The 13043-nt window shown below is 44.0% G+C and carries 10 protein-coding genes; 4 read left to right on the forward strand and 6 right to left on the reverse strand.

Going from position 1 to position 13043, the window contains the following annotated elements:
* Positions 1 to 27: 27 nt before the first annotated feature.
* The 4 genes from ACSQ8P_RS25895 to ACSQ8P_RS25910 all read left to right on the forward strand — a co-directional run bounded on the left by ACSQ8P_RS25895 (position 28) and on the right by ACSQ8P_RS25910 (position 6299).
* Positions 28 to 2397 (forward strand): helix-turn-helix domain-containing protein, encoded by a 2370-nt coding sequence (locus ACSQ8P_RS25895; protein ID WP_436237815.1) that lies wholly within the window; start codon positions 28 to 30, stop codon positions 2395 to 2397.
* A gap of 343 nt (positions 2398 to 2740) precedes the next feature.
* Positions 2741 to 4402, forward strand: a complete 1662-nt coding sequence (locus ACSQ8P_RS25900) for an extracellular solute-binding protein (RefSeq protein WP_436237816.1) — start codon at positions 2741 to 2743, stop codon at positions 4400 to 4402.
* 75 nt (positions 4403 to 4477) lie between these two features.
* The gene (locus ACSQ8P_RS25905; protein WP_436237817.1) at positions 4478 to 5407 is read left to right on the forward strand and encodes an ABC transporter permease; all 930 of its coding nucleotides are present in this window, start codon (positions 4478 to 4480) and stop codon (positions 5405 to 5407) included.
* A 16-nt stretch (positions 5408 to 5423) separates the two neighbouring features.
* Positions 5424 to 6299 carry a carbohydrate ABC transporter permease gene (locus ACSQ8P_RS25910; RefSeq protein WP_436237818.1) on the forward strand — a complete coding sequence of 292 codons (876 nt, stop codon included), beginning with the start codon at positions 5424 to 5426 and terminating at the stop codon, positions 6297 to 6299.
* A gap of 49 nt (positions 6300 to 6348) precedes the next feature.
* Here the strand turns inward: ACSQ8P_RS25910 and ACSQ8P_RS25915 are convergent, their stop codons facing one another.
* The 6 genes from ACSQ8P_RS25915 to ACSQ8P_RS25940 form a co-directional block, all read right to left on the reverse strand.
* On the reverse strand, positions 6349 to 8112 hold the full coding sequence (locus ACSQ8P_RS25915; protein WP_436237819.1) for a glycoside hydrolase family 2 protein: 1764 nt from the start codon (positions 8110 to 8112) through the stop codon (positions 6349 to 6351).
* A 400-nt stretch (positions 8113 to 8512) separates the two neighbouring features.
* Positions 8513 to 8791, reverse strand: a complete 279-nt coding sequence (locus ACSQ8P_RS25920) for a hypothetical protein (RefSeq protein ID WP_436237820.1) — start codon at positions 8789 to 8791, stop codon at positions 8513 to 8515.
* Between the two features lie 165 nt (positions 8792 to 8956).
* Positions 8957 to 9802: a hypothetical protein gene (locus ACSQ8P_RS25925; RefSeq protein ID WP_436237821.1), complete on the reverse strand. Its 846-nt coding sequence runs from the start codon at positions 9800 to 9802 to the stop codon at positions 8957 to 8959.
* Entirely contained in the window at positions 9799 to 10818 is a 1020-nt protein-coding gene (locus tag ACSQ8P_RS25930) for a hypothetical protein (RefSeq protein ID WP_436237822.1), read from the reverse strand. Before ACSQ8P_RS25930 ends, ACSQ8P_RS25925 begins: the two co-directional genes overlap by 4 nt.
* Before the next feature lie 13 nt (positions 10819 to 10831).
* Complete coding sequence (locus tag ACSQ8P_RS25935) at positions 10832 to 11593, reverse strand: DUF975 family protein (RefSeq protein ID WP_436237823.1); 762 nt, start codon at positions 11591 to 11593, stop codon at positions 10832 to 10834.
* A gap of 250 nt (positions 11594 to 11843) precedes the next feature.
* Positions 11844 to 12995, reverse strand: a complete 1152-nt coding sequence (locus tag ACSQ8P_RS25940; RefSeq protein WP_436237824.1) for a serine hydrolase domain-containing protein — start codon at positions 12993 to 12995, stop codon at positions 11844 to 11846.
* Positions 12996 to 13043 lie beyond the last annotated feature (48 nt).

Consider the following 13043-nt stretch of genomic DNA (forward strand, 5'->3'; position numbering starts at 1 on the left):
AAGTAGAATGCCAAGGGGGCCTTACCTATGCGGAAAAAGCTCATTTTTAATGGACAAAGTATCGTCTTAACCTGGTTAATTTCCTATATTGTTATCCTCCTACTTCCTGTCGTGATCGGCCTCTTACTATATGTAGAGTCCAACCGTACGTTAAAGGAAGAAATTCAACAAGCGAATGATTCCTTGCTCAAACAAGTCCGCGAAGTCATGGACAACCAATTCAAAGCTATGGAACAGCTCAATTTTGAAATCACATGGAATGTTAATGTACAAGAGCTGCTCTATTCGAACAAATATGAAACCTATCCGAAAGATCTTCCTTATGATACCTATCAGATTGCAAAGAGCTTCTCTTTGTACAAAAACTCCTATCCGTTGATCGACTCTTTTTATGTGTACTTGAACAAGAATCAGTCTGTCATTCTCCCGACGACCGTTCGTTCGAAAGATTTTGCGTACGAAACGCTGCATAAAAGCAATGATTTCTCCTTCACTTCCTGGCAATCGATAATAACACGCAGCAATTTCAAAGGTTTCATCCCAATGTACCGTATTGGCGACGATAATAGCCTTCGGAAAACAGTTGCGTATATTAGCACTTATCCCTTTGAACACGACCAACCACTCGCAACGAATGTCATCATGATTGATCAATCGCGCATTCTTGGTGCCATTCAGAACATGGAAATCTTTAATAAAGGCCACGTCCTTATTCTTAATGAACAGAATCAAGTGTTAGCTTCCAGTTCTTCAAGCACGATGCCTGACGATTTCCCATATCCGAAATTGGATCAAGCTACGAACTTCTATTTTAAAAGCAAGGACGGCGAGAAATATGAAGTGTTTAATATTCAATCGCCGCGTTCCAAGCTCAAATACGTCTCCATCATGCCTAGCACGACTTATTGGCAGAAGGCCTCACATATACGCAACCTGACCTACCTTAGTATGCTGATTAGTTTGCTAGGCGGAGGTCTACTGACATTCTTTTTCCTTAGAAGAAATTACAACCCTGTTCGGCGCTTGGTACACGCTTTTTCCAAGAAGCAGTCCATGGAATCCGGCAAAACCTATAATGAATTTCATTTTATTCAGGAAGCCTTGGATAGTACGTTAATTGAGATGGCTGATTTCAAAAGCAAAGTCGAGCAACACCGGCATATCGTGCGGTCTCATTTTGTAGAAAAGCTCTTAAAAGGTAAACTTGACGGTAAAATACCTATCGCTGAAGCCTTAACGACATTTGATATGAAGCTGGATCGAAAAGAATTTGCCGTCATGCTCTTCGTCACTGATAAAAGTGAATCTTTCTTCGAACGTATTACGAATACGCCTGAAGAGGAGAAGTGGAAGCTGCTTCAATTTATCGTAAGTAATGTGGTTGAAGAACTCGTCTCACAGCAGCATCGCGGCTACGTCGCAGAAATTGATGATACACTTGCGTGCTTAGTTAATCTGTCCATGGAGGATGGCCGCAGCGCCAAAGAGGAGTTACTACGCATTGCAGATGAGGCGCAAACGTTCCTTGCTTCCACCTATGATATTCATCTTACTATCGCAATAAGTAACGTTAATGAGCACATTTCAAGTGTTCCGCAAGCTTTCTTGGAAGCATTGGATGCGATGACTTACAAGCTTGTCATGGGCGGGCACGAAATTCTCTCCTACAATGATCTCAAGCCGCATACCCACTGTGATAATCCTTCTGGTTATTATTATCCAATGGGCGTGGAACAACAATTCCTCAATGCATTGAAGTTCGGAGAACTGGCAGACGCGCGCCAAATTCTTCGTGAGGTTATGGAGAAAAATTATGAAGGCTCAGGTATATCCGTCTCTTTAACCAAATGTTTAATGATGGGCTTAGTGACGACGATGATGAAAAGTCTTAACGATACTGGCGGAATGCAGGAGAGCTTCTTCATTCGCAATCCGAAGCAGCTGGACCGCCTCTTGAACGCGAAAACCGTCCAAGATATGGAGCTCCAACTAGGTGAAATGCTTACACAAGTCTGTGCGTATACCGCTGCTAAGCGGCAACATGCGAATTCGATAACGAAACAGAAGGCGCTGCAACAGCTCGTGGAGCAAGTAAATACCTATATTGAGCACAATTATACCGATGTGAACTTGAATGTTACGATGATTGGCAGCCATTTTGATCGTAAAGCCACGTATTTATCCAAACTCTTCAAGGATTACGTCGGAGAAGGTTTACTAGATCGGATCAATAAAGTAAGGATTGAGAAATCCAAACAGCTGCTCAAAGGGAAAGAACAATCCGTTGGAGATGCCGCATACGGTGTCGGCTTTAATGATATTAACGCTTTTATTCGTGTATTTAAGAAGGTCGAAGGCATTACGCCAGGTAAATATAAGGAAATGCTCGAGAAATGAACGAAGGAAATAAGTACGTGACGGATTGAGATAAGAGCGGGCAACCGCTCTTATTTTCATGAAATAAGGACTTTTCACCACAAAATTGGCTTTTTTCATGAAGGAATTGGACATTTTGTAGATTCTTTCACTATTTATCAAGACGAAATTGGATAAATTCGAGATTTCAATGATGTAAGCGTTATCATATAGTTAGGGTATAGCACAGGCAACAACAATCTAAGACTTCCGAAGCCTGTTTTTCTGGTCAATTTCTCAGCTCAGCTGCCAGCTAGTTTGGCGAATCACCAGTCGCGCTTTCGTTGCCATTAGGTATGGCGAAAAACTTTGAGGAGGTCAACACATGAAAAGAAACAGTAAAAAAATGTTCACCATGTTGGTTACCACATCTTTAATGGGAAGCTTAGTTGTTGCCTGTTCATCCAATTCTTCTACGACAAGCACGCCGAGTCCAGCAGCTTCAGGTGCGACAAAGGCATCAACAGCACCTGCCGCCGGTGGAGCCGTTACGTATCCGCTCAAAACGGACAAAACCTTGACCTATTGGGGAGAGGTTACTGGGAACTTGACAGGGGTAAAGGGTACACATGCCGATACACCATTCTTCCAAAATTGGCAAAAAGTCACTGGTGTTCCTATGAAGTTTACGGCACCGCCGACCAACCAAGCGGATCAAGCCATCAACGTCATGTTAGCAACTGGTGATTTACCGGATATGATTGAATATGATTTCCAAGGTAAATTCCCAGGCGGACCTGAAAAAGCAATCAAAGATGGTTATATTCTCAAATTGAATGATACGATTGATAAATTTGCACCGAACCTTAAGAAATATCTGAAAGAACATCCGGAAATTGATAAGCAAGTGAAAACAGACAATGGCAGTTATTATGTATTCCCATTCATCCGTGGCGACGATTTGCTGCGCGTTTTCCAAGGACCTATCGTACGTAAGGACTGGTTGGATGAGTTAGGACTTCCTGTTCCTCAAACGATTGACGAGTGGTATACCACACTCAAAGCCTTCAAAGAGAAGAAAGGTGCCACAGCTTCTTTCTCCGTCGTTAGTGTTCCTAGACCCTTCAACGAATTAGCCAACGGTGCATTTGCGAGTGCTTTCGGAGTAACACGTGATTTCTTCATGGATGATAAAGGCGCAATCAAGTTCGGTCCTGCTGAGAAAGGCTACAAAGACTTCCTGGCTACCTTCCACAAATGGTATGCGGAAGGTTTGATCGATAAGAACTTTGCAACTGCTGACAGCAAAGCCTTAGATGCGAACATTGCGTCTGGAGCTACTGGTGTAACTGTAGGGAATGCAGGTGGCGGGATTGGCAAATGGCAACCGCTTATTTCAGCCAAAGATCCTAAAGGCGTTCTGATCGCAGCCCCATACCCGGTTCTCAAAAAAGGCGACATCGCCATGTACAGTCAAAAAGACCCTGCGAATGCACCAGGCGGATCTGTAGCGATTACAGCTACATCCAAAAACATCGAAACTGTTGCTAAATTGCTTGATTATGGTTATTCGACCGAAGGCGGTCTATTCTTCAACTTCGGAACTCCTGGCGTTTCATATAATATGGAAGGGAACTATCCGAAATACACAGATTTGCTTATGAAAAATCCGGATAAATTGGCTCCAGCACAAGCAATGTCCATGTATATCCGCGGTAACTACAATGGTCCTTTCATCCAGGATAAACGCTATATCGAACAATATTTGGCTTTGCAAACACAACGAGACGCTTTAACCACGTGGTCCAAAACCGACGTGGATAAGCACAAATTGCCGCCAATTACAGCAACACCAGAAGAAAGTACAGAGCTTGCTAAAATCATGACAGATCTGAACACCATTGTGGATGAAATGACATTGAAAATCATCTTGGGAACTGAGCCTGTTGAAAGCTTTGACAAGTATATGGAGAAATTCAATTCCGTAAAATTGAACCGTGCAATCGAAATCAAGAAAGCATCCTTAGATCGTTATAACAAACGTTAGAATCTAACATGGGGATGGGGAGCACAAGCTCCTCCTCTCCATGGATTCATTTTCCTCGGCGAAAGGAGAGATATGATGCGTAAAACAGCGGAGGCTAGCTTTTCTGTACGCTTCAAACGCGATTTTCTATTGAATAAATACTTATACCTGATGATGGTTCCCGTCCTGGCTTACTACTTTATCTTCCACTATGCGCCGATGTATGGAGCTATTATTGCGTTCAAAGAGTATACCCCGATCAAAGGGATACTAGGTAGCCCATGGATCGGATTCCAAAACTTTCATGACTTCTTCACCAGTTATTATTTCTGGCGCATCCTTAAAAATACAGTTCTGATTTCACTCTATACGTTATGTTTTGAATTTCCTGCCCCGATTATTTTAGCTATTCTAATTAATGAGTTGGCGAATAAAAGATTCCAACGTTTTGTGCAAACGGTTACTTATATGCCTTACTTTATCTCGCTAGTCGTCATTGCCGGAATGATTAAAGATTTTACGAATAATGGCGGCGTAGTGAATACGTTATTGACTTATTTTGGCGCGAATGATACGGCGATGCTGCAGAAGCCTGAGCTGTTTCGAACCATATACGTGTTATCTGAAATTTGGCAAAAAATTGGCTGGGAATCCATCATTTATTTAGCAGCACTCATGGGCATTGATCAAGAGCAATACGAAGCCGCGAAAATGGATGGAGCCTCACGACTCAAATCCATTTGGCACATTACCCTGCCGGGTATTCTACCTACCATTTCGATTATGTTCATTCTACGAATGGGGAATTTGCTCAACGTAGGCTTTGAGAAAATTATCTTACTCTACAACCCAAGTACCTACGATACGGCTGATGTTATCTCTTCCTTCGTTTACCGCAAAGGCTTGCTCGAATTTGGTTGGAGCTATAGTGCGGCAGTTGGTTTATTCAATTCCGTGATCAATTTAGCTTTGCTCATTACAGCCAACAAAATAAGTAAACGAATTAGTGAAAATAGCTTATGGTAGTGAAGGAGGGGATACGATGAGAACCAGCTATTCAGACCGCGTATTTTACGCATTTAACCATGTCCTATTAATTTTGTTAGTGATTGTTACACTTTATCCGCTCATCTATGTCACTTTCGCTTCCATCAGCGACGGCGCCCAACTTATCACCCATAAAGGCTTGCTCTATCGCCCACTGGGCTTCAGTTTGGAAGCTTATCAAAATGTATTTAAAAACCCTTCGATATTAAAAGGTTACCGCAACACCCTATTTATTCTCGTCTTCGGTGTTACGACCAACCTTATTGTCACGGCGTTAGGAGCGTATGTGCTCTCGCGTAAAAATGTCATGTGGAACAAAGTGTTTATTTTCGTCGTGATTCTCACGATGTTTTTCAGCGGTGGACTTGTTCCGATGTACCTTGTCGTGAAGGGCGTCGGACTAATCGACTCCTTATGGGCAACGATTTTACCATTCGCAGTCAACACGTTTAACTTAATCATTATGCGCACAGCCTTTATGGCGGTTCCGGAGAGTCTCGAAGAATCAGCGAAAATGGACGGTGCCAATCATTTCACCATCTTGTTTAAAATCATTATCCCGCTTTCCATGCCAGTAATCGCGGTCATGATCTTGTATTATGCCGTTGAGAAATGGAACGGATGGTTCTGGGCTTCAATCTTCCTTAAGGATCGAGAATTGTACCCGCTCCAGCTCACCCTTCGGGAAATCTTAATCGCCAATAACACAGACATGATGTCTTCTGGCGCCAATGCCGCTGATCAATTCCAGATCGGGGAAACGATTAAGTATGCGACCATTATGGTTGCCTCTGTACCGATTCTCATCCTCTATCCGTTCGTTCAAAAGTATTTCGTGAAAGGCGTCATGATTGGTGCTGTCAAAGGGTAAAAAAACGCCGTCGACTCCATTGGAGCAGACGGCGTTACTATGTGTTCCATTAATTTCGATCATTAATCGCTTTGATGATCTCCACAGGGATTTTCGGCTTGCGATCATAGGTGAGCAACCCATTAATCTCCTGTTCAACATCCGTCAATTGCGTATAACAGTAGCCTTGCACAACACCTGAGTTCAGGAGTGGATGAATGACGGCGCGCAGCTTTTGCTCATAGTCCTCGTCATTATCTGCACCGGAGTAGCCCCAACCTTCCCATTCACTCTTCTTGTACGCAATCCCGCCAAATTCGGTTACAAGGATCGGCTGATCTTGATAAGGGAAACCTTCTACAAACAAACGTCGATTCGCCGGCATCGCATGAACGGCCTTTTCCTTGGAGCTGTAGCGCTCGGTCAGGACCTCTTCCCGCCATTCATAATCATGAATAGCGAATAAATCCGTCGTCACCAGTTCCCATCCATCATTTGAGATAACTGGGCGCATTGGATCTAGCGATTTGCTCAAATGATACATCGTTAAAGCATGCTGCTGCTGCAGTTTATCAATTTGAATGTTCGGGACACCCCAGCTTTCATTCAGCGGTACCCAAGCAATAATAGACGGGTGATTATAATCCCGCTCCATCGAAGCGATCCATTCTTTGGTAAATTGACCTACGTATTTATCCGAATATTCATAGGCATTCGCTGCTTCACTCCAGACTACAAGCCCAAGGACATCACACCAATACAGGAATCTTGGATCCTCAAGCTTCTGATGCTTCCGAGCCCCATTGAATCCCATCGCTTTGGTAAGCTCAACATCTTGTTTAATCGCATCGTCGCTCGGCGGCGTCAAATTCCCATCTGGGAAATAGCCTTGATCCAGCACCATTTTCAGAAAATAAGGTCGATTATTCAAGCACAATTTGCCATCCTCGATCGAAACCTTGCGCATACCGAAGTAGCTTCCTACAACATCCTCAACCTCATTATCTACCAGCAGTGTGAACGTAACATCGTATAAGTTCGGTTTCTCTGGTGTCCACCAACCGCCAAGCCCATGATCATTAAAGTCATTCAAACGTATCTTCCGTGTACCTGTCCCGCTTCTAATACCATAAACATCCTCCGAAACTAGCTCGCCTTTAAAAGAAATATCAACCTTCAGTTGGTACTTGGACGTCGAATGTGCGTCGATTCCTTCGATTGCGTAGCTGATTTCAATTTGCTTCGTATCAATGTCAGGCGTCATCTTCACCTTATCTAAGTAGGCGTTCGCAGAAACAGCCTCTAACCACACTGTTTGCCAAATCCCTGTTGTTCTTGTGTAAAAAATACTTGCGGAATCCGCTTTCCAATACTGCTTCCCTCTAGGTAGTGTAACATCTTTGCTAAAATCCACTGCCTTCACAACGAGCATATTCGTCCCCGCTTGAAGCGCTTCCGTAATATCCGCATGGAATGGCGTATGACCGCCTTCGTGAGTCGCTACAAGAATGCCATTCACCCAAACCGATGCTAGGTAATCCACCGCACCAAAATGAAGCAGAATTCGTTTATCGGCAAACGACTGTGGAATCTCGAGCTCACGGCGGTACCAAACGATATCGTGGAATTCATTACTGCCAATTCCGCTTAATTGACTTTGAAAAGCAAAAGGAACTTGAATCGTCTGCGAGAACGCCTTTTCACCTTTATGCCATTTTTGTTTCGTTCCTACACAGGCATCATCGAACTCGAATTGCCATTCACCGTTCAGATTAATCCAGCTATCTCGTACAAATTGCGGTCTAGGATATTCAGCTCTCGGTTGGTTGCTCATTGTAAAGAAAACCTCCAAATAGATAATTTATAAGTTAATTAAATAACGTAATAATTCCTAAATTCATTATGCAATCGCCCGAATACAATGTCAATACATGTTATTCAATTAACTTTTAAGTTACTCTAATGTTTCCCACCTACCTCCCGCTCCAATATGCTGCTCTTTCCTCCCTCCCCTACTCTCAGACACGTTTAACTGGAAAAACTACATCTATTTCAGCGTTTTTCCTTTAAAATTCACAATTAACTGGAAAATGTACATCTAATTCCCTTCATTTCTCGATTTACAATATTTATTTGGCGTTGTTAGCCGTGTAAGCAGATGTGGAACCTACTCCTTAAAAAATAAAAGGACCCCCACATAGAAATTCTCTACGTGAGGGTCCTCAAATCATGATTTAGTCGATGTAGCCAGCCATGCCATTTTTCATTAAGTACTCCATCTCGGCTTCCAGAATCGTATCCACCGCAAGCTCACTAAGCTTCACGTCTGGACGACCCAGAATATGATCGATTAGATCATCGCTGTCGATATCTACAGCACCTTTCGAGCCTTGTTCCGCTTTGGCTATGTAGGCTTTCTCATGCTTCAAAACTAACTCAATCTGCTTCGGATCTGCCTTCGTCTTGCTAATAATGAATTGTAAAAGCTCCTGCTCATTCACGCTTGCAGTCATTCTTCTCACTCCTATTCAATGTATGCTCCTTATTGTACCACAGATGGACAAAAAGAGACCCACAGCAACGGGCTGCGGGTCTAAAGGTTTATATTTTAAAAGGGGGTCGTCTTTTATTATAACCGACTAACATGTATGGCAGATGACTACTTTATTTCTTTTATATTACAAATTTACATGAATCACGTATGGAACGATGAAAACTTCGTTATTTTGCTGAAACTGGCCCCAAATTTTGTAGATCCCTTTCGAAGGGAATACAATTTTAAAAGCCGCGGTAGGCCCAGATGTTGCTCCAGGATCGGTCGGATGCACATGGACAAAATCGTTCCCATCCTCGCTAATGGCAACAACATGTCCTACACTCCCCAGATAGGGCTGCAGATTCGTTACAGGTGTTTTGGCAGCTCCCTGCTTAAACGTGAACACCATATCCAGCTCCATGCCTGCCATGAGATGATCGAAGGCTAGGGTGACTTCCTTGTCACCGACTTGTTTCGTTAAGCTTTTGTCCGGTTGCAGCTTAACAGGCTTCGGCGCTTTCCCATTAATGGTCAACCAATGGGACTGCACACTATCCCCTAAGCCCGTTGGCGTGAAATCTGCAATTAGCTGATAGTAGCCTCCTGCTGGGAACGAGGTTTGGACATCGAATCGCCCAGCGCCTGCATAGGTTGGATGCAAGTGTTCGAAGTAGGACAAATCCTTACTAACTACAATAAGGTGCATGAGCTTCTCGTGTATCACATCGAACTTCTCGATGGGACGATTCCATTTATTTTGAACCAGAATCGTTATGTTGGATAATTCCTTCGGTAAATAACGAGGTGAATCCACCGAAAAATGAGCAATTGCATCGCTCGTATGCTGATGTGTAACAGATGACGATGACATCGTCATACCCGACATGCCGGACACATCGGACATATCAATTGTCGTCGTGGCTGACGAACCGCATGCGGATAGGAATACAGCTAAGCAACATAAGGGCAATAGCTTCTTTAATCTCATTCGCTTTTGACTGACGAAACTGGCGCTGCAAGAATACTTAAACCAAGTGAGGACAGTGCACATAGGAAGATCGAGCCACCCCATAGCTCTGGAGACCAGTTCAACGTTTCAAATAATTTCAAATGTGCAAAATATAATCCCCAGACCAAGACAGGGAGTACAAAGAAGACAGCTTTATACCGCCAGTCTGCTGCGTCCCGCTCTTTGATCTCTCGAAATAATACATCACCGATCACACCGCTTATAAGCAAAATGATTATCGAGCTGTAGTCTCTAAATCCGTCCAACACCGCTAAAAAGATCGACTCAAATAGAAAGAAGAAAGTTACCGTACCGTACGGAAGCTTCCATCTCCGCAGGACAAACATCAATGGAATCACAAGAATCATCGTCGTAATGAGGAAATCCACCACAGCTCTGCCAATGGCATCCTCACCTCTGGCCATCCATAGATTCTGACGGAAGGACCATGCATACATGAGGAAGAAGGCGAACACCGTAAAGGTAAGCCCTATCGAAGTTAACGCCGGTAACAATTGGCGAAACGTCGGCGCAGCTCCCTTTTCAGCAGCGCTGATTGCACGGTAGGGACTTGTCAGAATCATTAAGGCACCCGACAGCAGCAGAAGATGCGTAGGACTTAGCAGGGCTTCGATATTTTTTTCAATACCAAACACCGTATGCCAGTACATATCACCAAGTCCACCTACAAAGAAGAGAATGACGCCCGCAACACCAAGCTTGTAGCCAACGGGAATCGCTGCGAACCAAGAGGTTGATTGACTGTTGATTTTGTTCGAACGAATCATCATAAAGATCCACACTGCACAAGCCAAATAGCCAGAGTAAAGAATCGCGTGCCACGGTGTAAAAAAAGTTTCTACTGCACCATGGTTATGGGCGAAACCATCAATAAACAAACCAATGATAAGCCACATGCCCATGATCATCGTGATCGAATGCTTGGACGTCGTCGTGGTTGCTCGCGCCTTACTCACCTCTACTTGGACAGACACAACAATCAGCTCCTTATGAAATGGGTAAATTTAATTCTTCCGGGGTACTCAGTCCATCATATAATGCCTGCTGACGCAATACCACATATAACTCTGCTTTCGTAGAATTATAATATGGTAATACGAACAACACACCTACGCCAAGCGCAATGGTACCGAGGAGAAACCACCCAATAAACGACAGATCCAGAACAAACATCCGCCATTTATGGCCTCGCGTCATCTGATTGCTGAGTTGAACGGCTCTTTTTCGACCAATCGTCGGATTATCACCAAGGAGATACGGAACCATACTGTAAGCATAGGACTTCACGATGCCTGGAATGATGAGCAATAAATACCACAAGAAATTAAGTAATGCACTCCAAAACATGCTAGCAACCGTGCCCAGATATCTCCCTTTGCCAAATACGTAAAGCAGATAGTGCATGTCGACATCGCCTTGAGAGGCTTGTTTAAAATATTGCTGCGCATTCACCTTAAACGGATTAAGCACGAAGATGCTGAATGCTACCGCTGTCAAACCAGCTAGAATCGCAACAATCACGATGAGAATAATAATGAGTGCACCTACACCACTCGAGATATCCCCCATCCCTAGATCCATGTTACCTAAGTTAAAGGACGATGATGTGCCACTGTCTGAATTCCATGAGCAACTTGGAACCCCGCCACCAACGACGGCAAGCAGCAAGCTGACCAGAAATGCCTTCCAATACGATGTGCGCAGTACATGTTTCGCCCTACTCTTCAACTCTTTACGTGACCAATCCACGCAATCCCTCCTCAGGTGAATCCATATATACCATCTTATTTTATCTCCGAATGTCATAGAACAGTACCTATTTTTACCAAATTCATTCTCTCCGCAAAATAAAAAACACGATACCCCGAATAGGGAACGTGTTTCTCCTATTTATTATTTAGAACCTCAATGGAACATCCGTTCCATTTACCCCCTCCGCTGGGCGCACACGAAAAAGCAGGTTGCATATGCAACCTGCTTTTCCCCTCTTATTGCAAAACTATAGTGCTCCATAGATGACCGAACGCAGACGCGGGTGAATATATGGTTCCAAACTCGGCAGCATCTGCTGCATATACACAACGGTCAGTTGTTCTTGCGGATCGATCATGACCCATGATCCAGCTAGACCTGCCCAACCAAATTCGCCTACCGAGCCGTTACAGCCGCCTGCTGCAGGATCAATCAAAACCCGGACGCCTAACCCATACCCGTAGCCTTTCTGCTGCGGCCAATTGTAATCTTGGAGCTGTTGTGGTCCTAAGTGATTAGTAGCCATCAATTGCACTGTCTTCCGGCTAAGAATCCGCACGCCATCCAACTCGCCACCTCTCGCCAGTGCTTGCGTAAACCGGCTGTAATCCCCAATAGTCGATAGCAGTCCGCCCCCTCCGCTTTCATACTTGCATCCAGGCTGATAAGGGACATCCGCAGTAATATTGAGGGTCAGCGCCCCGTCATCTGCACGATTATACATCTTGCATAGCCGATCACGTTTCTCTTCGGTAATACGGAATGAAGTGTCGGTCATCCCTAACGGATCAAAGATTTCCTTCTTCAGAAATTCCCCTAATGTTTCACCAGAGATTACCTCAATCAACGCGGCAAGAACATCATGGCTATATCCATACTTCCAATGTGTGCCAGGATCGAAGGCGAGCGGAATCTCCGCAAGAGCTTTCGATAAGGTGCGCATATTCATTGTTTCAGCGGCATTTCCCATTTCCTTAGCGGTCAACCGTTCGGTTTCTAAGCCGTCCCCGCCGTATGTGAGCCCCGAAGTCATGGTGAACAAATCTTTGATTAAGATCGGAGATGTTGCCGGAGATACTGATCTTACACCGAATTCATTATGCTGGTGCACCATAGAATTTTTAAACTCCGGTAAATAATCTTCGAGCGGATCGTTTAGAAGAAACAGTCCCTTCTCGTATAGCTTTAATGCAGCTACGCAGGTAATCACCTTGGTCATCGAATAAATGCGGAAGATGGTGTCCGGTTCAATCTTCTTTTTAAGTTCAACATCTGCATATCCAAAGCTCTCCTGATACACAACTTCACCATTTCGAATCACTGTGCAGGCACATCCAGGAGGTCCTTTTTCGATCCATTCCTTCAGTAACGGCGTTAAACGCTCTTGCAATCGTTCCACGAAGTTCTTCACCCTTCCTATATGAGTACCAAGAAATGATTGAGGTTC

Source organism: Paenibacillus sp. LjRoot153 (assembly GCF_964253085.1).
Lineage (GTDB): Bacteria > Bacillota > Bacilli > Paenibacillales > NBRC-103111 > Paenibacillus_E.